The organism is Xylocopilactobacillus apicola (assembly GCF_033095985.1).
Classification (GTDB): Bacteria; Bacillota; Bacilli; order Lactobacillales; family Lactobacillaceae; genus Xylocopilactobacillus; species Xylocopilactobacillus apicola.
Genome location: NZ_AP026802.1, coordinates 270,315 through 290,197, shown reverse-complemented (window position 1 = coordinate 290,197; position 19,883 = coordinate 270,315). Strand labels below are relative to the sequence as shown.

Sequence of the window (19,883 nt, the reverse complement as noted above, 5' to 3'; positions counted from 1 at the left end):
TAAAGTTTTAACTACCCGACCGCATGAATTTCTTCCAGGTCAAAACCTTCGCTTGTTAAGGCCGCTGTTAATTTAGGTACATCTTGTCCTTTGACATGTAATTCTAAAACGCGCTCACTTGGATGGCGCAAAACTACTAAGTTCAAAATTGAAAAATCATTTTCAGCCAAAACCGAACCCAGATGAGCAATCACTCCCTTATCGTCTTTGACCACTTTAACTCGAAGAAAGAGACTATCAAGTAAGTCGTAACCTGCAATTTGCAAAAAAGCATCAAAAATATCATTTTTGGTCAGAATCCCTTTGACTGCTTCGTTATCAACAACTACCAAAACGTTGATGTTTTGATCTCTAAGAATTTTAACAGCATCTTCAAGCTGGGCCTGAGATGAAATTGTTGCAACATTTTTCTCCATTACATCAGAAATTTGTGCCTTACTAATAAGGTAACTAACCTCATAAACACTCAGGCTCGTTGACGTGGAAGGCATTGCTGCTGCGATATCTTCTCTCGTAATCAACCCTTTTAGTTTTCCTTCTTTTAAAACCGGAATTTGATTGATTTGATGCCCTTTCATAATATCTAATGCTTTATTGATATGTTCGTCAGGGGTGATCGTTATCAAATCCTTACTCATATAATCAGTAACCGCCATTTTACCCTCCTAAATATGCTTTTTTCACTTGTGGATCATTCAACAACTCAGTTCCAGTTCCAGTCATGGTGATCTTGCCAGTTTCCAACACGTAGCCTCGATCTGCAATTGCCAAAGCAGTTCTAGCGTTTTGTTCGATCAAAAGGACTGTTGTTCCTTCTTTTTGGATTTGTTGAATAATTCGAAAAATTTCTTTAATGAACAAAGGCGCCAGCCCCATTGAAGGCTCATCGAGTAAAAGCAGCTTAGGACGTGCCATCATTGCTCGACCCATTGCCAACATTTGCTGTTCTCCCCCCGAAAGAGTAGCAGCATCTTGATTCCGACGTTCTTTTAACACTGGAAAATGTTCGAAAATTTTCTCGTAATCAGCGTGAATTTCTTCTCGGTCATGTCTTAAAAATGCACCCATCTGTAAATTTTCAAGTACGCTCAAGCCAGGAAAAACGTGGCGTCCTTCTGGAACTTGAGAAATTCCATTTGCCACAATCTGTGAAGGCATTTGTTTAAATAAATCATTGCCTGCAAATGATATCTGACCCGATTGCGCTTTAATTAAACCAGATATTGTCAAAAGAGTTGTTGATTTACCAGCTCCGTTTGCTCCGATCAAAGAAACAATCTCTCCTTCGTTAACATAGAAGTTAACATCCGTAACTGCTTTAATTGCACCATAGGAAACCGAAAGGTCCTTAACTTCAAGCAAAGACATCGTCGTCACCTCCTAGGTATGCCCGAATTACTTCTTCGTTATTTTGAATTTCTGCCGGAGTTCCTTCTGCAATCAATTTGCCGTACTCCAAAACATAGATTCTTTTTGCCAGTTCCATAACCAAGTTCATATCATGTTCAATCAAAACTACTGCTAAATTGAATTCTTTTTGGATCATCTGAATAGTTTGAGTTAGATCTGCCGTTTCATTCGGATTCATCCCAGCTGCCGGTTCATCTAAAAACAAAAGATTCGGCTTTGTAGCAAGCGCTCTGGCAATCTCTAGTCTTCGCTGTTCACCATAAGCCAAATTGCTTGCTTTTTGATCGGCGTATTCTTCCATTTTAAATAGCGCAAGTAATTTCATTGCCTCTTGATACATTTCATTTTCCGAACGGTAAAAACTAGGCAAGCGTAAAACTTCGGCTAACATTCCTTCGTGTTTTTTACTTGTCATGCCAACCATTACGTTATCAAGAACTGTTAACTGATCAAACAAGCGGATATTTTGAAAAGTCCGCGCCATCCCAAGATCAGCAATCCGGTGGACTGATTTACCATTCAACAGTTCCATTTTGCCATCAACTTTTAGTTTGATTGTGCCGCTACTTGGAACGTTTACGCCAGTGAGCAAGTTAAAAATCGTTGTTTTGCCTGCGCCGTTAGGACCAATCAAAGCAATCAATTCTCCTTCGTCGACGTGAAGTGAAACATCACTAACTGCTGTCAAGCCGCCAAAATTCTTCGTTAAATCCTCTACTTGTAGTAATTCTGCCATCACTTGCTCTCCTTTTGCGATTTATTTTTTGCCGAAAACAGGCGCGAAATTGAAAATTCCCAAGTTCCAAGGAAGCCAGATGGTCGAAATAGCATAAATGCAATTAACATCAAAGAATAGAGTACCATTCTCAAAGCTCCGTAATTTTGCAAAATAATATCAACAAACCCAAGCACTACCGCCGCTAGAATCGAGCCAGTAATACTACCAACTCCACCTAGAACAACAATAATCAGTGTTGAAATTGACTGCATAAAAGAAAAGTTACTAGGAGTGATGCTTTGTAGGTAAGTAGCATAAAGACTGCCTGCCACGCTTGCAGCGACTGCTCCTACGACAAAAGCAATTACTTTAAACTTAGTGGTATTAATCCCCAAAGAGGCAGCGGCAATTTCGTTGTCTCTGACCGAAAGAATTGCCCGACCAGTCTTACTATGCACAAGATTAACAATTACCATCGTAATAACTGCTGCAAAGATATAAACAATCGACCAATCTGCTTGCGCTGGGATGTTGAAAATTCCTTTTGGTCCGTTGGTAATTTCGAGATTATTGATTGTAATTCGAATAATTTCAGAAACTCCAAGTGTTGCAATTGCTAGATAATCTCCGCGCAGACGCAAAGTCGGAATTCCTTCAATCAAGGCAATAATGCCTGAAATCGCCATTCCAATTAAAATTCCTAAAGCAAATCCCCAAATGCTGTTTGACTTTTCAGCTACAATTGCTGAAGCATAGGCACCAATTGCCATAAATCCAGCGTGACCAAGCGAGAATTGACCGGAAACACCTAAGATTAAATTCAAGCTCACTGCTAAAATTACGTTAATTTCAATCATAGTAATTATGGTCAGAATAAAAGGACTGATGATTCCAACTAAGGTTAACAAGTCAATGACTAGCCAACCGCCAACTGCAATCGCAAGCCAAATGAGTTGATCTCTGATATTTCTTTTCATTAGACTTTCTCCCCTTCCTTTTTACCGAATATCCCCGTCGGACGAACTAAGAGTACGAGAATTAGAACTGCATAAACTGCAGCATCTTTCCAAGAAGAAATCCCGATTGAATAAGTCAGCGTCTCAATTAAGCCGATGAGCCAGCCACCAAGGGCTGCTCCTGGAATTACTCCGATTCCGCCCACAACTGCTGCGATAAAGGCTTTGATCCCAGGCGTCATCCCCATTAATGGATCAATTGAGTTATAGTAAAGTCCAATTAAGACTCCAGCAGCCCCAGCGAGAGCTGAACCAATTGCAAAAGTAAAAGAAATCGTCTGATCAACTTTAATTCCGACGATGCTCGCAGCTTCTGTATCAACGGAAACAGCCCGCATTGCGCGACCCATCTTGGTTTTTTGAACAATGAACTGGAGGGCAATCATTAGCGCAACCGCAACGACAAAAATTAAAATCTGAATATTAGTAACATCTAAAAATCCAATGTGGTAAGTCACCAATTTAATTGCTTGCGGAAATGGTCTAGAATCTCCTCCAAAAAGGAAAGTCATTCCATTTTCTAATAGAAACGAAACCCCGATTGCAGTAATCAAGGCAGTAATCTTGGGAGCTCCATGATGCCTTAAAGGCCGATAAGCCAGAAATTCAATTAGCATTCCGATTAACGCACAAGCTGCCATCGTCAAGATTAAAGTAACCCAGAAATTCAGATGCAATGAAGTGATCAGATAAAAACCAATAAATGCACCAATCATGTAAACATCACCATGCGCAAAATTGATCAATCCGATAATTCCATAAACCATCGTATAACCTAGGGCTAGTAGGGCATAAATACTCCCCAAAAAGATCCCATTAAAAATTTGTTGTATAAATACCTGCATGCTTAATCCCCCTTTTTATCGTACCGCTTTAGCTGATACTTTAACTCCGTGATTAAACTTCACGACAATGACATCTTTTTTCGGATTATGAAGGCGATCCATTGTCATCGTGCCAGTCACCCCTTCAAAATCTTTCAACTCAGCAAGCCCTTTGGCAACTTCAATTGAATTAGTTGACTGACGTTTTTCCATCGCTTCTTTAATCATAAATACTGCGTCATATCCTAAAGCAGTAAAGCCTGAAGGTTCTTCTTTAAACTTCTTTTTGTATGAATTAACAAAAGGACGAACTTTATCATTAGCTGGTGCTGTTGCATCGAAATGATTTGTATAATATACATCAGTTACATTTTCCTTGCCTGCTAGTTTAAATAATGTGTCATCTGAGAAACCATCCGGCCCTAAAATCGCCGCTTTGATGCCTGCTTGACGTGCTTGCTTGATAATCAAACCAGCTTCGTTATAGTACCCAGGAACAAACAATGCTTTAAACTTCTCATTTTTCAGTTTAGTAATCGTTGCATTAAAATCCTTATCCCCAGCTTGATAATACTGAGTATCTACAATCTTGCCTTTATATGCACCTTTGAAAGCTTTAATTAAACCTGCTGAATAATCAGAAGTTTTATCCCCAAGGATTGCCACTGTGTCAGCTTTCAAATCGTTGTAAGCATAATGTGCAAGAATTACGCCTTGATAACTGTCTGTATAACAAGTTCGAAAAGCATCAGGCTGAACTGAGCCATCTTTTTTTTGGGTTAAAGTGTCAGCTGTTCCTGCAGGTGCAACCGTCGGGACTGCCGCTTCAGTAGCTTTTGGCAAAGCTGCTGCAAAACTAGCAGAAACACAAGGGCCAACAATCGCCGAAACTTTAGCGCTTGAAGCCAAGTTAGAGGATGCCATTGCAGTTTGATAATTATTACTAGTATCGTCTTTTGTAATTAATTTCAACTTCATCTGCTTGCCATTAACCTTAATTCCGCCAGAGTCATTAATTTGTTCAGCAGCATAATTGATCCCCTTAAGAGTTGCTTGACCATAAGAAGCTGCGCTACCACTAAGCTCAATGTTCACACCAACCAAGACCTCTGAACCTTTCGAATCATTCCCCGTCGCCTTGGCTTTGGCAGCACAACCTGACAAAACAATTGCCATTAGCGAAAATAAACCGATCATCGCTGCAAGTTGCTTCACTCGTTTCATAAAATTTTCTCCGCCTTTCATTTAAAAGTATTAGGCTCTATTCTACGTAAACTATTTATACATGTCAAATAATATTTATAAAAAAACAGCGAGAAGTTCAAACACTTTCGCTGAATATTATGCATAAAAATCAAAGATGATTCTATTTGACTGCCTTAGCCGAAACTTTTACCCCGTGATCATATTTCACCACAATGACGTCTTTTTTGGGATTATGAAAACGATCCATTGTCATATTGCCAGTCACACCCTGGAAATCTTTCAAATTAGCTAAGCCCTGTGCAACTTTAATCGAATTAGTCGATTGCTTATTTTCCATTGCAGCTTTAATCATATAAACTGCATCATATCCAAGAGCCGTGAAACCTGAAGGCTCTTCGTGAAATTTTTGTTTGTATGATTTAATAAATGGCTCTACTCGGTTATTGACCGCTGCGAGCGAATCAAAGTGATTAGTGTAATAAATGTCATTAGAATTCTTCTTGCCCGCTAATTTGAATAAAGTGTCATCAGAGAAACCGTCGGGTCCCAAAATTGCCGCTTTGATTCCAAGTTGCCGCGCTTGTTTGATGATCAAACCGGCCTCATTATAGTAACCTGGCACAAACAGAGCTTTAAATTTTTCGGTTTTTAATTTAGTAAGAGTTGCACTAAAATCCTTATCGCCTGCCTGATAATACTGGGTATCGACAATTTTTCCTTTGTAGGCACCTTTAAAAGCTTTGATCAAACCAGCCGAATAGTCAGAGGTCTTGTCGCCTAAAATTGCCACAGTATCTGCCTTCAAATCGAGATCAGCAAAGTGCGCCAAAATAACTCCTTGATAACTATCGGTATAACAGGCCCGAAATGCATCTGGCTGAACCGATCCATCTCTTTTAAGAGTTAAGGTATCAGAGGTTCCCTGGGAGGTGAGAACTGGTACTGATGCTTCCGTTGCTTTTGGCAAGCCTGCTGCCACGTTAGCAGACACACAAGGTCCAATTATAGCTGAAACTTTAGCATTTGATGCGAGGTTTGAATTGCTCATCGCAGTTTGATAATTGTTGCTCGTGTTGTCTTTAACAATTAATTTAAGACGCAATCGCTGACCATTAATTTTGATCCCACCCGCGTCATTGATCTGTTCACTTGCGTAATTGATTCCTTTAAGCGCTGCTTGGCCATAAGCTGCCGCATTGCCGCTTAACTCTAAGTTAACTCCAATCGATACATTAGAGCCGTGAGCCGAATTGCCTGTAGATTTAGGCTTTGACGCACATCCGACTAGAAAAAACATTGACAACGCCCAAAATCCAATAATGATAATTACTTGTTTTTCATTCTTTTTCATCATATTACCCTCCCAGGTTAAAAAATGTTAGGGTTAATTGTATGGAAATGCCTTATACATGTCAATGAAAGTTTTCCTAACAGATGAATTTTTTCATTCAAAAAAATCATAATTAAAATTTTGATATTTTAGACAGCAAAAAAGCCCGTTCATTAATATGAACCGGTTTCATAAATAACCATTATATCTTCTATTTATTATCCCCTAAGTCATCAAGATCGATATACTGCAAATCAAGTTCTTCAAAGTCTTCACAATTCATTAGGAACCTAACTTGTAAAAGCAAATAAATTTCATCGTACTCTTTTATAATTTCTTGTTCTGCCATTAGTAAATCGGGCATCACCTGATCTAATTTAATTCCTGGGCTATTTAGTTTAATACGATCAATGGCACGTTTTAATTTCTGATAAATAGAAAACAAGTGTTTGGCCCGTATTATATTTTCCTGCTCCCCTCTCAAAATTATTACTCCCTCTTTTTAACTTAACTTTTCACTATCCCTAGTATAGAGGATATTTTTCCAAAAAATTTGCATTCTACGAGTAAATTTTTTATCAATATTGATTTTGATCCAATTTAATGATGCCAACTTCGCAATATTTTCCCCAAGAAATCTCCACCAAAAACCAAAACAAAACTATATGAGATAATTGATGGAATCTTACAAATCAGAATTACAATAATGAACTGACGGTAAGTCATCTCCGTTAAACCCGCAACAAGGCACAAAATATCATCAGGGGCAAACGGCGCAGCAATCATGGCAGCAAAAAACCAAAGAAAACGATTATTCTTATTTGCCATATTCTCGTACTTCTCATAAGTTTCAGGCTTAGCCACATATTGAATAAACCTTTTACCAAAACGGCGGGCCAAATAAAAATTAATTAGTGAACCCAGGCAAATACTAAGGTAGTTGTAGACAAACCCCCAAAAAGGTCCAAAAACCAAAACGCCAACTCCCAGGGTAATGCCACCAGGAATAATTGGCACAACCACTTGAAAGATTTGCAGAAAAATAAATACCAGCACTTTGACCACTTCATGGTGTCCCAAAAGCGCAATCATTTTTTTCTTATCGGTAAAAATTCCGGTCTTCAAAGCCCAAATTGTCAAAACTATTGTCAGCAAAATGGCTACGACAGAGAAGATGCTAATAAATTTACGACTTGTTTCCGGTTTTAATTTCATTTTTTCTCTTCATCTAAAAATCTCGTCTGATGCCATGCAATAGCAACAATAATTACCAGAGCAATTAAGAAAATAATTGTCACTAACAACGCATTAAAATAAATAGCGATAACAATACTCATCAAAATAGTTGGAATTGCAGAGGCATTTGACAAAAAGCCAAAAAGATTGACCATCGACTCCTCTCGGTGATTGACTTTTCTAATGATCGCTCTAATTATCAGAATCAAAATTAACCAAATCAGAAGAATTCGATAGACAAAGCCAATAAACCAAGTCGAGAGGCTCATCTGCAGATAAGCTCGCTTATTTTCTTTAGACCAGGCTCGCTCCAGTTCGCCTTTTAAATTGCTGCTGTGGGGATTAAAATCCTGATCGTAAGAGAAATCAATACTTTCTAACTTGTGCGATTTGTCGCTACCATTTTGCGCATAAAGAACAATCTTATTTTTCATGAAAACCAAGCCTGATTTCGCCTTACTTTTTTTCAAATCAGCAGCGGTTAAATTAATTCCCAAATCAAACTGTTTACTTTTACGAATGCGCTTCTTGCCTTGATAAATTAACTGTCCATCTTTAAATTTCGCTGTGTCCAGTGCCTTTTTAAACTCTGGGTCCTTGATTTTATTGGTGTAATAGGACAAAGACGAGCTAATTGTTTCATTGTAAATCTCAGGTCGCGCCAAAAAGGAAAACGTCGCCATAGTTGCAACAAAAGCAAACAGCAGCAGAAACATTAAATTCTGCCACCACTTATACTTACGCTTTAGAAACATTTCACGTGGCTCATAAAAGCGCCGCAAAAAAGTAATCTTACTAGATTCTTTAATCTCTTTATTCATGTTTATCCTCGATGACTAAAAGTATACCACAGCTGCGCCGCTCGTTTGACAAGTGCTAAGATTTCGCCTAAATTTAGTATTGTTATCAAAGGAGGAAAATTATTTTGTCTGTTAAAAATATTGCAAAACTTGCAGTGGTCGCGGCCTTATACGCGGTCCTAACTTTATTTTTACCAAATCAGTTTGGACCCGTTCAATTTCGGTTAGCCGAGGCTTTAGATTTTTTGATTTTCTACGATTATCGGTATGCTTATGCCTTGGGGGTAGGTTGTGCAATTGCCAATATCAGTTCGCCGATGTTCCTTGATGTAATTGTGGGTACTGCTCAAACTGTCCTTGTGCTGCTTTTCATCTATTTCATAACCAAAAAAATGAAAAGTCTCTTAGCTAAATACATTACTCTCGACGTTGTATTCTCTCTTTCGATGTTTATCATCGCTTGGGAGCTCTGGTTTCAAGGCCTTGTTAAATCGAGCGCCTTAATGAACACTTACGTAGGGCTTGTTTTGTGGGAAGGTTTTGTTTTGACCATCACAGGGGTTGCAATGTATCTAGTTCAAAAACAAAATTTAGTTAATCTTTATTTAGATTAGAAAGTGAGAAAGTTTGGAAAATACCAACTATTTAGTTGAGGTAAATCACGTCTCGAAGCAAATTCAAGGACATCAAATTCTTAAAGATCTTTCCTTCAAGGTTGCTCCCGGACGGGTAATGGGTTTTCTTGGCCCCAACGGAGCGGGCAAAACGACGCTCTTAAGAATTATCACTGGTTTAATGCACCAAAGCGATGGAAATGTCGAAATTTGCGGCTATGATACGATTAGAGATTTCGAAAAAGCTGTTTTTAATGTCGGCACCATCATCGAAAGCCCTGAATTTTATAATTATCTTACTGGGCTTGAAAATCTTCGTATTTTTGCCGATATGAGTCGCAAGAACATTACCAATGACGAATTAAAACAAGATTTAATCGAAACCGGCCTCGCCGATGCTCAAGACAAAAAAGTTAAAGGTTATTCGTTGGGGATGCGACAACGCTTAGGAGTGGCTAACGCCACTCTACATCATCCCAAAATCTTGATTTTAGATGAGCCAATGAATGGACTTGATCCTAAAGGAATGAAAGACTTCCGCGAATTAATGAAAAAATTCGTCAAACAGGGAAACAGCATTATCATCTCCAGTCACATTCTTTCAGAGATTCAAGACATTGTTAACGACCTTTTTATCATTAATAAAGGTGAGAAAATCTATGAAGGCACAATGAGCGAATTTCTAAATCGTAGCAACTCGATTATCTACGTCGAAGTTGCCGATGACATTACCCGTGCCGAAGAAATCTTAACCAGAAATGGTTATCAAGTGACCAACAATCTTAATCGACTAGAAATTACAGTAAATGCTAACGAAACCGATCAAAGACCAGAAATTGCGCGCTTGCTCGTTAATAATGAAATTGCACTTCTCGGGCTTAACCTTTCGCATAGTTCACTTGAAGATTCATTTTTAGATTCCATTACCGCTGATAATGAAAAGAAAGGGTTAAACTCATGAAACTTATAATCAATGAATGGCGCAAATTTTTCCACCAAAAAAGAATTTCAATCATTTTCCCTGTTTTTCAATTAATTACCACAGTTGGATTTTTAAGTATCGTTCGAATCTTTGAAAATACTAGTAGTGCCTCTGAGCCTGATAGCTATTTTTTAGGAACTTCTCAAATTACTTTTATTTATCTGATCTTTTTTGGAATGGTCTGCGCAGCAACTACCATTACCAAGGAAGCTTCTAGTGGTACAATCAAATTCCTGCTGACACGGCCTTACAACCGTCACAAAATTATGTTGGCAAAATTTAGTTCGATAATTATCTTGATGGTAGTTTATGGAAGTATTTCAGAACTTTTGAACTATTTTCTTCAATTTATATTTCTTGGTGAACTGCCACCTTTCAGTTTTGCGATGAGCCAGCTGGTGGTCACAATTGCAAAGATTTTAGTAGTCAGCGTATTTTTCTGTTCTTTTGCCTTGATGATTTCAGCTTTAGTTGATAGCTCTGCCTTTACTACCGCCGTCACCTTTATTTATTTTACGATGGGATCGCCAGTCTGGAGTTTAGCTGCCCAATTCCTAAAAATTGATCGAAATGGGTGGATTTTCAAATTGTGCCCTCTTCAATCAAACTCGTACCTTCTGGGCCTAATGAACGCTGATAAAATAAGTTTCGATGGCAATTTATTAATCACAATAATCACTAACCTTGCTTATGCTTTCATTTTCTATCTAATTGGAGATTTTATTTTCAGTAAAAAAGATATTTCACTCGCAAATTAAAATGGGATTTGCAGAAAAAAAAATTTATGATATTCTAGATAGATAATTTTTCAGGAGTAGATTGTGTTTAATAAGAAAAAAATATGTATCACAGCATTAGCATTAATTAGTTTACCGATCGCACCCGTTGGGGCTGCTGTAGACACAGCGCCGCAAACTTACGACGCTGGTTCGATTCCAAATCTGAACGCCAGTCAACAAGACTTTATCAATTCAACTAAGCCTTATGTGCTTCAGATGTCAGATAAATATGGCTTGTGGGCATCAATTATGATGGCTCAAGCAATTATTGAAAGTAATTGGGGTAAATCTCAATTAGGAAGTGCGCCTAACTACAATTTGTTCGGGATGAAAGCAAACGATTCTTGGCCTGGCAAAAGCGTTACTTATCCCACTAAAGAATGGGACAAAAACAGCGGCCAATACATCACAATTGACGCCAAATTCAGAGCTTACAACAATTATGGTGAAAGTTTTGAAGACAACGCCCAAAAGCTTCGTTATGGCTTAAGTTGGGATGCTTTGTATTATAAGGGAACTTGGTTAGAGAACACTTCTAGCTACCAAGATTCTGCAAATTGGCTCCAAGGTCGCTATGCAACAAGTCCGACTTACGCAAACACTTTAATTTCAGCAATTCAAAGATATAACTTACAACAACTTGATCCGCAAGTTGAGAACTTATTGGCAACTGGAACAATTAATTACGTGCCAGGATATGGGGTCAAGACTTATGATTCCTTTGCGGGAATTAGACAAGAGACTGGTCAGTACCTGCCTCATGGTGCGGCAGTAAATGTGAGCAAGAAGATCACCTTACATGACGGTTCAACTTTTTATCAAGTTGGAACTAAACAATGGGTGTTAAGTCAATATGTTCAACTCGCAAATTCAGAAGAAGCAGTTAGTGAACAAGGAGTAGTTAGAGTTAATTACGTGCCTAACTACAGCATCGCCGTTTGGGATCGTGCGACTACCGATCGTAATTTTACTGGTCAGAAGTTGCTCCATGGTACCGATTGGCAGTACTTTTCCAAATATTATGTTAACGGAGTTACGTGGTACAACGTCGGTAACAATCAATGGATTGACGGCACCTATGTAACTAAGCTTTAAGAAAAAAGCAAGCGAGAAAATCGTTTGCTTTTTTAATTTGTTTTCTATTATTGATACTTTCGATTATTGAGGATTTAAGATAAATCTTTACTAGCGTCTAGTCGATTTAATTGCAAAATAAAGAGCGCCGATCATTACTGATCAACACTCAATATTATAGAGACTAAAACTTAAGGTGCAACATTTACCAAGATAAATATCACTATTACATTATATCTTCCTTCTGTCGGGATATCAATAGGATTTGCTTTAAAGCTCAAATTCCAAGGATAATTCTTGACCTCTTGATAGTCACTTGTCGCAGTACCGTTATACAGCACTTGTGCCGTAGAGGTTAAATGAGTCTTCGTCCCCAAAGTCGTGTCATGATAATAAAGCGGATCGCCACTAATCACTTTTGTTGGATCTGTTGTGTGCTTAAATGGTCTCGTTACCGCTGCTTCAATGCGCCAATTCTTGCCCGTTCGTTCGTTGCGATTATCGGTCAACTTCAAATTCTGCGCTAAACTTTTATATTCTTGATTTCTAAGTGCTCCAAGATGGGTTCCCAGATCAATTGTTGCTTCTAAAGTTTGCTTCCCAATTTGATCCCAAACTTACGTCTGCTTGCGATTAGCCGTAGCCGATTCACTCATAATCTCGTCTGCTGTCTTCACCTCTCCGTCTGGCTCATGCAGAAACTATTAAACAAGCGATGAATAGTTACGTTCACCTCAAAAAGAAGAATTTAGGTTTGCTAATGGAGTATGCAGCAATATTTAAAGTTAAAGATGAATTAATGAAATATATGGAAGTTCTCTTATGAATTTAAATTTTTGCAATATCGTTCCCTAATTTTCTTTAGCCAAATCGTGATTCTTAAGCGATTCTTTATTAATATTGATCGGAATCACGAGAACTGCTCCCAAGAGCATTAGCGCCACCATGTAATAGAAAAGCGGGCTCCACACCAAATGGTCGAAATAATAAAGCGAAAAAGCTACGATAAAACTTGCGATGATAAGAAAACTATTCCCCCAAATGGTGGTGCGATTAACTCTTTTTTTGAAATTATAGAGATAAAATAAAACACTAAGAATTATTGCCGCTAAGGAAATAACGTGCAGAAAATAGTAAAAAAAGTTTAGAGCCGCTCGCGCATTTCGAACAGTATCGTTTAAATAAGCTAGGCTGACCGTCGGCGTTAAGCCCAGCAAGAAGCCAGTCACAAAGAAGACCAGGTTCCCCCAGACGTTGTACCCCAAAGCTTTTGGATCAAGGCGAGCTAATGTAGAAGAATACAAAAACGCCCGCAGCAAATCGTAAATGAGCCAGAAGGTGCCCAGAACAAAGAGAACAATAAAAAGAATTTGATTGCCAAACAAAAACGAAAAAAATTGCTCAACAAGGACACTTAAAATAACTAAGTAGCCGCCAAAGCCTTGGGTAACCCCCGAAAGCCTTCCAAGAAGAACCGAACAGACCCAAAAAAACAGTAAACCTGCGATATTGAGCCCTCGAAAAACCCAATTATAAATAAGCCCTGCATGTGGCAAACTCATTGAGACGCATTCAGGGATCACTAGAAATAAATAAGCGATGATTATGCTATACTTAACCTTATCAGTTTTCTGACTAAGTTTGATAATTTTCTTGATCAAATAATTTAAACCCTCGAAAAATGTTTTACTAATTATAACTCATGATTAAAGTTGAGGTAGAAAAATTAAAAAAAATCTTCTTTACGCCATTTCAAATCTTATAGCATTCATCGGACTAACAATCCTAGTAAAACTAAAGCTCACTGGCGGTTTAGACCGACCAATTCAGGCAGCAGTAAAACTGCTCCATACTCCCGCGCGCACCGCGATCATTAGCCAGCTCACAAAACTTGCCAGTCCTCCAGCAACTGCCCTGTGGGTGGTTTTCTTAGTCCTATTTTTATTTATCAAACAGCAGAAGCGCTCTGCCATTGATTTACCCCTAATCTTTATTAGCGGCGGTATTTTGCTGACGTTAGTTAAAAGACTGATCGCTCGACCGCGTCCAAGCGCCCGATTAGTTGCTGAAAGCTCTTTTAGCTTCCCAAGCGGGCACACTTTTGGGTCTTTATTGTTAGTACTGTCGATCTTCTATTTCATTATCCCGCTGTTGCCCCGCTTCAAGCGGTCATTGACAGCATTTCTGGTTGTATTCTTTTTATTTATTATTTTTAGCCGCGTTTATCTTTTTGTCCACTACCCTAGCGATATTCTGGGCGGAATCTTCTTAACTCTATTCTGGTGGAATTTTACCCGATCAAAAAAAGAAACAGCACCAAGCCATTTCTTTAAAAATTAATTTTTGCCGTCAGTGATTTTAGCAAACCGGGCTTTTATTTCATTACGACTTGCAGCAACTTTTTTCTTAAAAGCTTTCTTCTTTTGAGCGATGACCTCATCATGGGCATCCTTTTGAAGTTGCTTTTGAGCTTTTTCTGCTGCCAAGATTTTGCGATGAACTTCTGAGAAATCTTCACGAATAATTGCCTTGACGTCGTATTTTTGAAGGAATTCATCAAGATCATCAGAACTGGATTCTTGGGTGATTAAAACCAATACCAGACCATTTTCTGAATCTTGCGCGATTTCCATCATCGTGTCTTGCTTTTTAGTTTCTGAACTAGCATCATTGGCACTTCCGATCAGCATTCCGATACTCCCGCCTAAAATAACTCCCAGCGGACCACCTAAAATCCCAATCAAGGCCCCAATCATCCCGCCTTCAGCAAAGTTTTCGCCGTATGCGTCGGCATCGAAGCCGTCTTTTTGAACGTAGGTATTGCCAACTTTTTCGATCAAGCGAGCACTTAAAACTGTAAAGGACGAGACACTATTTTTTAAATCGGACAACGCCTGGTAAGCTTTGGCGTTATCATTAAATGAAACTGAAACCACATTTTCCATTTTGACCTCCTAATTGATCAAAAAGCTCGACTAACTAACAAAATTCCAAACACTAATAAATACGCTCCGGCCAAGTATGCAACCGTTACGGCACCAATCATTGGCGTAAATAACATGATCACACCCATGATCAATCCTAGAACCCCTAAGACCATGTTAAACCCAGGGTGAAATGACAGCGAAGCCATTGAAAGCGAAGTTGCCGAATCAAAGATAAACCAAAAGGCAAACATATAACCCAGCATGACAAACTTATCTGGCCCTGATGATGTCAACACCAGCACCGCTAGAATAATATCAAGGATTGCATCAATCAACAGCACTCCCGGACGCGGATACCCATCGCGGCCAATATCATACCAGAAGATAAAACTGATAATCCCGTTGAGCAAAATAGCCAGCGAGAACAGCCACGTAATTGTTAAAGCAAATTTATAGGGATGCATAAAAACTACCAGTCCCAGAACCGCCATAATTAAACCAAAAACTAAACTGACCCAACGAAATTTCTTTCTTGTACCTTCGTATTGATTATTCAACATTAATCCACCTCTCACAGATAGTGATTACTTACTTTCTTGTTTCTATAATTAATTATAGATTGCAGTCATAACAAAGTCAACACAGGAAGAATCTTATTAGATTTTATGAAGATTTTCCGTTATAATTTAGGAAGCAAGTACTCACTTAAATGAGACGGAGGTGAACAAGATGAATAAAGAATTGCCCGCAATTTACTGTAAGACCAAAGAGTTAGAGAATTTGAGCGAGAAACAGCGTTTAATTTTTAAGGCTGCACTTCATTTATTTGCTCAAAACGGGTTTGCCACAACTAGCACACAAGAAATTGCAACAGTTGCTAAAGTTTCTGAGGGCACCCTTTTCAAAAAGTTCGGCAATAAAAAAGAGTTATTAATCATGATTATTAAACCCCTTGCAGAAGAATTGCTTCCAACTCATCCGTTAAATTTTTTTAATGATGACCAAATCAAACTAAATGATTTTGTTTTCACTTTTTTTACCAACCAAATCCGGTTTATCAAGCAAAATATTCTACCCGTTCAAGTATTAGTTAAAGAAGTCACTTACAATCGAAAAATGGCTGACACGTTTATTTCCTGGATTCCAACTGTTAGAATTGAAGAGCTCAATCAAATCCTCGATTTATTAAAAGCGCAAGGTCAGTTGGTAAATTGGCCCGATTCTGAAATCATTCGCTTTCTTTTAGCAGAGTTAATGGGGTACGTCCTCCAACACTATTTTTTGTTTCTTGAAACCGACTGGGACGATTTCAGTGAAATTACCCGGATCATTAATTTCACAATTAAAGGGTTAACCCCCGAGTAGAAAAGGAGTTTTGAAATGACTGTTAGTTTAATCGCTGTCGATATGGATGGCACTTTTTTAGATGATAATAAGGAATATGATCGCCAATATTTCGCAGAACTATTTCAACGGATGCAAGATCAAAACGTCGAATTTGTTGTTGCCAGCGGGAATCAATATGCTCAGCTTGCTAATTTTTTCGCGCCTTACCGAGAGAAAATTACATTTGTTTCAGAAAATGGCGGGAACATTTGGCTCCATCAAGAACCGATTTACCATGCCAGAATATCGAATGCGGTGCAAAACAAAGCGCTAAATGCTATAAAGCAATTAAACCCTGACTTTGTGATTGCTTGCGGATTTAAAAGTGCTTACGTTCTTGATACGATCACTGATGAACAATTCAAAGTTGCTTCATCATATTTTCCTCAAATTGAAAAAGTTGAAAGTCTTGAAAACTTGAACGACGACATCATTAAATATTCGGTAGAGGTTAAAGAAAAAAGCACCTTTAAAAACGATTTTGATGGTGAATTAATTGCAGTGCCCACTGGTGGCAGCGGGATTGATTTAATTTTGCCCGGTGTTCACAAAGCGGCCGGAATTAAAAAAGTTCAGGAGCGATTAAATATCCCCACCGAGGAAGTTGCGGCATTCGGTGATAATGGTAACGATAGAGAAATGTTAGCTCACGCTCACTACAGTTTTGCGATGGAAAACGCAATTCCCGAAGTCAAAAAAATTGCCAGTGCAGTGATTGGCAATAATAATGACAAAGCTGTGCTCAAAACAATTGAGCGCTTACTGGCATCTACTTAATCAGCTCAACAACGTTCTTTTGGGCAGCGTTCTTTGACGGAATATAGCTAAACACCAAGCCAACTAAAACTGAAATTCCCATCGCAAGCCCTGCCACAAAAGGATCAAATGTGAAATCAAATTTCATCGCTCGACTAATCAAGAAGGCGAAAAGTTCGCCGAGGAGGTAGCCAATAATCCCGCCAAACAAGGTTAAGAGAAGTCCTTCTAGTAAGAATTGACGCTGGATTGCCTTGCCCGTTGCTCCAAGCGCCCGACGAATCCCAATTTCTTTAATTCGTTCTGAAATTGAAGTGTAAACCATGTTCATGACCCCAACGCCTGAGATGAAAAGCGAGATTCCGGCAATAAATGAAACGATCAACGTCAACATTTGCAGAGTTGAGCTGATAACGTCTGTCATTGCTGCGTTATTAGAGAAATCGTAGTTGCCTTGATTATGCATGCTGCCCTGCCCGTTTAGCTTTTTCACGACTTCGCTAGCAACTTTAGTGAGATTATCCTTACTTGGAACCGTAATCTGAATATTCTTTTGGTTCGAATCCCGAAAATAATTTTCATAAGTAGATTTATTCATTTCCACTCTCGTTGAACTCGCAAGCCCGGGATCAAAAACTCCTTTAATCAAAAAAGACTCGCCGCCAATTTCTACCGTTTTGCCCACGATATCATTGTTAGTAGCCTTGGGATCCAAATCCTTAACTATTTTGTCAGAAACCGTAACTACTTTGTTGCCAATGTCAGATGAACTCAAATTTTTCCCAGCAATGATTTGATCCCCAGCGCCATCGACGAGATGAATCTTCTGACTCTGAGAGCCACTATTTAAAGTGACCGGCTGCTGACGATAGATTTTGTCGGGCTTCTCCACTTCATACTGAGCCTCACTGACGCCAGGAACCGAACGCACCAAATCCAAATCGTGTTGGTTAAAGTAAACAAAGCCACTTTTGGCGAAATTATCACTGTCTTCGGGCGAGAAACTAATCGTGGTCCGATTATTCTTCATGTCATCACTATCTAGTAATTGTTTAAGAGAATATCGTTCATAACCCCGACCAACAGTCACAATCGTGATCACGGCTGCAATTCCTACAATAATACCGATAATGGTCAAAAAGCTACGCCGTTTGTTTTTCAGGATCGCTTTAATTGCCGTTTCAATGCTAATTGAAATTCTCATCCGATCACCTGCCCATCTTTAACTTCAATTACTCGCTTACAATATCTTGCAGCCTCTGGATCGTGCGTCACCATTAAGATCGTGACGCCATGTTGAGCGTTTAGATCTTTAAAAAGCGTCATAATTTCATCAGATGTTTTACTATCAAGCGCACCAGTCGGTTCATCAGCTACCAAAAACTTCGGTTTATTGGCAAGCGCTCTGGCGATTGCAACTCGCTGCTTCTGACCACCTGAAAGTTGACTAGGCAGCTGATCTTTCTTTGAAAGAAGCCCCACTTTTTCTAATTGACTTAGAACTACGGGTTTAGCACTCCGATGAGTGGCGCCTCGATACAACAAAGGCAGCTCAACATTTTCATAAATTGTGTCTGTTTCGATCAAATTAAATGACTGAAAAACAAATCCTACGTTCTGATTTCGCATCGCCGAAAGCTCATTATCTTTAAATTCTTTAACATCTTGGTCAGAGAAATAATATTCTCCTTCAAAATCTCGATCGAGAAAACTAATAATGTTAATTAAAGTCGATTTTCCCGAGCCACTCGGTCCCATGATTGCCGTGAACTCTTTTTCTTCGATATTAAGATCGATATCTTTTAAGACATAGAGCGGCTCATCTTCGTTTACGACGTAAGATTTATTAATTTTATTCATCTTAATCATGATTTAATCCGCTTCTTTGTAATTCTTCACGATTGATTCGTTGCTCTTGAGACCGCTCGTTACAACGAAATAATTATCTTTCTTGGTACCTTGAATTTCTTTCTTGGTATACTTCGAGCCATTTGCCTTATACACAAAGAACTTCTTGTCTTCTTCTTTAACAGCAGATTTCGGAATCTTAATTTCCTTAAGTGGAATTGTAACCTGGACATGACTGCCGTTTTTTAGTTCCTCATCTGGCTTAATCTGCGCAGTATAAGTAGAAATCTTACTGGTAGTGTTGTCTGGGCGATCAGCAATATTAGTGATCTTACCTTTAATCTTCGTTCCTGAATCCACAGGTGCAAGTTTCACTTCTTGATCCCAGAAAAGATGACTGAGATCGTATTCACTGACTGAAATCACCACACTTGCGTCATTGCTTGAGATCTCAGCTACCGGTTTCATTCCATCGCTGCTGCTTGTTGGAACTGTCACAACCCCATCAAACTGGGCATAAATCTTGTTAGGTGCGTCATCTCTCATTTTGTTAAGCTCTTTATTCAGCTGGTTCACATCATTTGTGAGGGTCGTGATTTTCGCCGAATTATTCTGAACATCTTTCTTCAGCTGATCAATCTCATCATTCTTCTGGCGCACCTGGCGCTGTTTATTCAAAAGCGTATTGTAGTCTTTCAAACTGTAGTAAGTGGCAACTAAATCGCCCTGCGTAACTGCTTCACCACTCTGCTTTTCTAGATGAATGTTTTCGCCAAGCGCTTGGTTAAGCGTGATACTTTGAGTGTTCTTGGATTTTGCGATCCCGTTAAAACTCAGTGGATCACTTTTCTTGACCTGAACTGTTTGGATTGATATTTCGGGAGGCTTGCGATTATTGCTGCCTCGCTTAATAAAGATGACACCAACCACGATTGCAATTACTGCAACCGAAATTGCGATCCAATATTTTTTCATTT

General features: G+C 38.9%; 25 protein-coding genes. 7 read left to right on the top strand and 18 right to left on the bottom strand.

Features of this window, described 5'->3' with window-relative positions:
* Nucleotides 1-11: 11 nt before the first annotated feature.
* The 10 genes from R8495_RS01595 to R8495_RS01550 all read right to left on the bottom strand — a co-directional run bounded on the left by R8495_RS01595 (nucleotide 12) and on the right by R8495_RS01550 (nucleotide 8,561).
* Nucleotides 12-656, bottom strand: a complete 645-nt coding sequence (locus R8495_RS01595; RefSeq protein WP_317635821.1) for a CBS domain-containing protein — start codon at nucleotides 654-656, stop codon at nucleotides 12-14.
* Between the two features lies 1 nt (nucleotide 657).
* Nucleotides 658-1,368, bottom strand: a complete 711-nt coding sequence (locus R8495_RS01590) for an ABC transporter ATP-binding protein (protein ID WP_317635820.1) — start codon at nucleotides 1,366-1,368, stop codon at nucleotides 658-660.
* Nucleotides 1,355-2,146: an ABC transporter ATP-binding protein gene (locus R8495_RS01585; RefSeq protein ID WP_317635819.1), complete on the bottom strand. Its 792-nt coding sequence runs from the start codon at nucleotides 2,144-2,146 to the stop codon at nucleotides 1,355-1,357. Before R8495_RS01585 ends, R8495_RS01590 begins: the two co-directional genes overlap by 14 nt.
* Entirely contained in the window at nucleotides 2,146-3,105 is a 960-nt protein-coding gene (locus R8495_RS01580; RefSeq protein WP_317635818.1) for a branched-chain amino acid ABC transporter permease, read from the bottom strand. The genes R8495_RS01585 and R8495_RS01580 overlap by 1 nt, the downstream gene beginning before the upstream one ends.
* Entirely contained in the window at nucleotides 3,105-3,989 is an 885-nt protein-coding gene (locus R8495_RS01575; protein ID WP_317635817.1) for a branched-chain amino acid ABC transporter permease, read from the bottom strand. Before R8495_RS01575 ends, R8495_RS01580 begins: the two co-directional genes overlap by 1 nt.
* 15 nt (nucleotides 3,990-4,004) lie before the next feature.
* A complete protein-coding gene (locus tag R8495_RS01570) occupies nucleotides 4,005-5,192 on the bottom strand; it encodes an ABC transporter substrate-binding protein (protein ID WP_317635815.1) in 1,188 nt (395 codons plus the stop codon).
* Nucleotides 5,193-5,334: 142 nt separating this feature from the next.
* Nucleotides 5,335-6,528 carry an ABC transporter substrate-binding protein gene (locus R8495_RS01565; protein ID WP_317635814.1) on the bottom strand — a complete coding sequence of 398 codons (1,194 nt, stop codon included), beginning with the start codon at nucleotides 6,526-6,528 and terminating at the stop codon, nucleotides 5,335-5,337.
* Nucleotides 6,529-6,715: 187 nt separating this feature from the next.
* Nucleotides 6,716-6,988, bottom strand: coding sequence for a hypothetical protein (locus R8495_RS01560; RefSeq protein WP_317635813.1), 273 nt, complete (start codon nucleotides 6,986-6,988; stop codon nucleotides 6,716-6,718).
* A gap of 116 nt (nucleotides 6,989-7,104) precedes the next feature.
* Nucleotides 7,105-7,719: a TVP38/TMEM64 family protein gene (locus R8495_RS01555; RefSeq protein WP_317635812.1), complete on the bottom strand. Its 615-nt coding sequence runs from the start codon at nucleotides 7,717-7,719 to the stop codon at nucleotides 7,105-7,107.
* Nucleotides 7,716-8,561 carry a DUF1189 family protein gene (locus R8495_RS01550; protein WP_317635811.1) on the bottom strand — a complete coding sequence of 282 codons (846 nt, stop codon included), beginning with the start codon at nucleotides 8,559-8,561 and terminating at the stop codon, nucleotides 7,716-7,718. Before R8495_RS01550 ends, R8495_RS01555 begins: the two co-directional genes overlap by 4 nt.
* A gap of 104 nt (nucleotides 8,562-8,665) precedes the next feature.
* On the opposite strand from R8495_RS01550, the gene R8495_RS01545 reads away from it, so the two are divergent.
* The 4 genes from R8495_RS01545 to R8495_RS01530 all read left to right on the top strand — a co-directional run bounded on the left by R8495_RS01545 (nucleotide 8,666) and on the right by R8495_RS01530 (nucleotide 12,010).
* Nucleotides 8,666-9,154: a QueT transporter family protein gene (locus R8495_RS01545; protein WP_317635810.1), complete on the top strand. Its 489-nt coding sequence runs from the start codon at nucleotides 8,666-8,668 to the stop codon at nucleotides 9,152-9,154.
* Between the two features lie 13 nt (nucleotides 9,155-9,167).
* Complete coding sequence (locus R8495_RS01540; protein WP_317635809.1) at nucleotides 9,168-10,115, top strand: ABC transporter ATP-binding protein; 948 nt, start codon at nucleotides 9,168-9,170, stop codon at nucleotides 10,113-10,115.
* Nucleotides 10,112-10,894: an ABC transporter permease subunit gene (locus R8495_RS01535; protein WP_317635808.1), complete on the top strand. Its 783-nt coding sequence runs from the start codon at nucleotides 10,112-10,114 to the stop codon at nucleotides 10,892-10,894. The genes R8495_RS01540 and R8495_RS01535 overlap by 4 nt, the downstream gene beginning before the upstream one ends.
* 63 nt (nucleotides 10,895-10,957) lie before the next feature.
* Nucleotides 10,958-12,010, top strand: a complete 1,053-nt coding sequence (locus R8495_RS01530) for a glycoside hydrolase family 73 protein (RefSeq protein WP_317635807.1) — start codon at nucleotides 10,958-10,960, stop codon at nucleotides 12,008-12,010.
* 170 nt (nucleotides 12,011-12,180) lie between these two features.
* Here R8495_RS01530 and R8495_RS01525 read toward each other — a convergent pair whose 3' ends face one another.
* The 3 genes from R8495_RS01525 to R8495_RS01515 all read right to left on the bottom strand — a co-directional run bounded on the left by R8495_RS01525 (nucleotide 12,181) and on the right by R8495_RS01515 (nucleotide 14,088).
* On the bottom strand, nucleotides 12,181-12,498 hold the full coding sequence (locus R8495_RS01525; protein WP_317635806.1) for a hypothetical protein: 318 nt from the start codon (nucleotides 12,496-12,498) through the stop codon (nucleotides 12,181-12,183).
* Nucleotides 12,499-12,840: 342 nt separating this feature from the next.
* Nucleotides 12,841-13,650, bottom strand: a complete 810-nt coding sequence (locus R8495_RS01520; RefSeq protein ID WP_317635805.1) for a hypothetical protein — start codon at nucleotides 13,648-13,650, stop codon at nucleotides 12,841-12,843.
* 165 nt (nucleotides 13,651-13,815) lie between these two features.
* The gene (locus tag R8495_RS01515; RefSeq protein ID WP_317635804.1) at nucleotides 13,816-14,088 is read right to left on the bottom strand and encodes a hypothetical protein; all 273 of its coding nucleotides are present in this window, start codon (nucleotides 14,086-14,088) and stop codon (nucleotides 13,816-13,818) included.
* Between R8495_RS01515 and R8495_RS11125 the strand changes: the two genes are divergently transcribed.
* Nucleotides 13,997-14,329 carry a phosphatase PAP2 family protein gene (locus R8495_RS11125; RefSeq protein WP_425613280.1) on the top strand — a complete coding sequence of 111 codons (333 nt, stop codon included), beginning with the start codon at nucleotides 13,997-13,999 and terminating at the stop codon, nucleotides 14,327-14,329. The two genes, R8495_RS01515 and R8495_RS11125, sit on opposite strands and share 92 nt — an antisense overlap.
* Here R8495_RS11125 and R8495_RS01510 read toward each other — a convergent pair.
* Both R8495_RS01510 and R8495_RS01505 read right to left on the bottom strand, forming a co-directional pair.
* Nucleotides 14,326-14,934: a DUF4564 domain-containing protein gene (locus R8495_RS01510; protein ID WP_317635803.1), complete on the bottom strand. Its 609-nt coding sequence runs from the start codon at nucleotides 14,932-14,934 to the stop codon at nucleotides 14,326-14,328. The two genes, R8495_RS11125 and R8495_RS01510, sit on opposite strands and share 4 nt — an antisense overlap.
* 17 nt (nucleotides 14,935-14,951) lie before the next feature.
* On the bottom strand, nucleotides 14,952-15,476 hold the full coding sequence (locus tag R8495_RS01505; RefSeq protein ID WP_317635802.1) for an HdeD family acid-resistance protein: 525 nt from the start codon (nucleotides 15,474-15,476) through the stop codon (nucleotides 14,952-14,954).
* A 169-nt stretch (nucleotides 15,477-15,645) separates the two neighbouring features.
* On the opposite strand from R8495_RS01505, the gene R8495_RS01500 reads away from it, so the two are divergent.
* Nucleotides 15,646-16,281 (top strand): TetR/AcrR family transcriptional regulator, encoded by a 636-nt coding sequence (locus R8495_RS01500; RefSeq protein WP_317635801.1) that lies wholly within the window; start codon nucleotides 15,646-15,648, stop codon nucleotides 16,279-16,281.
* A 15-nt stretch (nucleotides 16,282-16,296) separates the two neighbouring features.
* A complete protein-coding gene (locus tag R8495_RS01495) occupies nucleotides 16,297-17,079 on the top strand; it encodes a Cof-type HAD-IIB family hydrolase (RefSeq protein WP_317635800.1) in 783 nt (260 codons plus the stop codon).
* On the opposite strand, the gene R8495_RS01490 is transcribed toward R8495_RS01495, so the two are convergent.
* From R8495_RS01490 to R8495_RS01480, 3 genes are read right to left on the bottom strand one after another with little or no spacing between them, the layout of a single operon-like run.
* The gene (locus tag R8495_RS01490) at nucleotides 17,072-18,262 is read right to left on the bottom strand and encodes an ABC transporter permease (protein WP_317635799.1); all 1,191 of its coding nucleotides are present in this window, start codon (nucleotides 18,260-18,262) and stop codon (nucleotides 17,072-17,074) included. The genes R8495_RS01495 and R8495_RS01490 overlap by 8 nt on opposite strands.
* Complete coding sequence (locus tag R8495_RS01485) at nucleotides 18,259-18,927, bottom strand: ABC transporter ATP-binding protein (RefSeq protein WP_317635798.1); 669 nt, start codon at nucleotides 18,925-18,927, stop codon at nucleotides 18,259-18,261. Before R8495_RS01485 ends, R8495_RS01490 begins: the two co-directional genes overlap by 4 nt.
* Before the next feature lie 3 nt (nucleotides 18,928-18,930).
* Entirely contained in the window at nucleotides 18,931-19,881 is a 951-nt protein-coding gene (locus R8495_RS01480; protein ID WP_317635797.1) for an efflux RND transporter periplasmic adaptor subunit, read from the bottom strand.
* Between the last annotated feature and the right edge of the window lie 2 nt (nucleotides 19,882-19,883).

Excerpts from the sequence above, each read along its gene's own strand:
- R8495_RS01590 (WP_317635820.1), bottom strand. The coding sequence starts at position 1,368 with ATGTCTTTGCTTGAAGTTAAGGACCTTTCGGTTTCCTATGGTGCAATT.
- R8495_RS01565 (WP_317635814.1), bottom strand. The coding sequence starts at position 6,528 with ATGATGAAAAAGAATGAAAAACAAGTAATTATCATTATTGGATTTTGG.
- R8495_RS01495 (WP_317635800.1), top strand. The coding sequence starts at position 16,297 with ATGACTGTTAGTTTAATCGCTGTCGATATGGATGGCACTTTTTTAGAT.
- R8495_RS01580 (WP_317635818.1), bottom strand. The coding sequence starts at position 3,105 with ATGAAAAGAAATATCAGAGATCAACTCATTTGGCTTGCGATTGCAGTT.
- R8495_RS01505 (WP_317635802.1), bottom strand. The coding sequence starts at position 15,476 with ATGTTGAATAATCAATACGAAGGTACAAGAAAGAAATTTCGTTGGGTC.
- R8495_RS01510 (WP_317635803.1), bottom strand. The coding sequence starts at position 14,934 with ATGGAAAATGTGGTTTCAGTTTCATTTAATGATAACGCCAAAGCTTAC.
- R8495_RS01485 (WP_317635798.1), bottom strand. The coding sequence starts at position 18,927 with ATGATTAAGATGAATAAAATTAATAAATCTTACGTCGTAAACGAAGAT.
- R8495_RS01575 (WP_317635817.1), bottom strand. The coding sequence starts at position 3,989 with ATGCAGGTATTTATACAACAAATTTTTAATGGGATCTTTTTGGGGAGT.
- R8495_RS01555 (WP_317635812.1), bottom strand. The coding sequence starts at position 7,719 with ATGAAATTAAAACCGGAAACAAGTCGTAAATTTATTAGCATCTTCTCT.
- R8495_RS01550 (WP_317635811.1), bottom strand. The coding sequence starts at position 8,561 with ATGAATAAAGAGATTAAAGAATCTAGTAAGATTACTTTTTTGCGGCGC.
- R8495_RS01500 (WP_317635801.1), top strand. The coding sequence starts at position 15,646 with ATGAATAAAGAATTGCCCGCAATTTACTGTAAGACCAAAGAGTTAGAG.
- R8495_RS01490 (WP_317635799.1), bottom strand. The coding sequence starts at position 18,262 with ATGAGAATTTCAATTAGCATTGAAACGGCAATTAAAGCGATCCTGAAA.
- R8495_RS01595 (WP_317635821.1), bottom strand. The coding sequence starts at position 656 with ATGGCGGTTACTGATTATATGAGTAAGGATTTGATAACGATCACCCCT.
- R8495_RS01570 (WP_317635815.1), bottom strand. The coding sequence starts at position 5,192 with ATGAAACGAGTGAAGCAACTTGCAGCGATGATCGGTTTATTTTCGCTA.
- R8495_RS01480 (WP_317635797.1), bottom strand. The coding sequence starts at position 19,881 with ATGAAAAAATATTGGATCGCAATTTCGGTTGCAGTAATTGCAATCGTG.
- R8495_RS01585 (WP_317635819.1), bottom strand. The coding sequence starts at position 2,146 with ATGGCAGAATTACTACAAGTAGAGGATTTAACGAAGAATTTTGGCGGC.
- R8495_RS01535 (WP_317635808.1), top strand. The coding sequence starts at position 10,112 with ATGAAACTTATAATCAATGAATGGCGCAAATTTTTCCACCAAAAAAGA.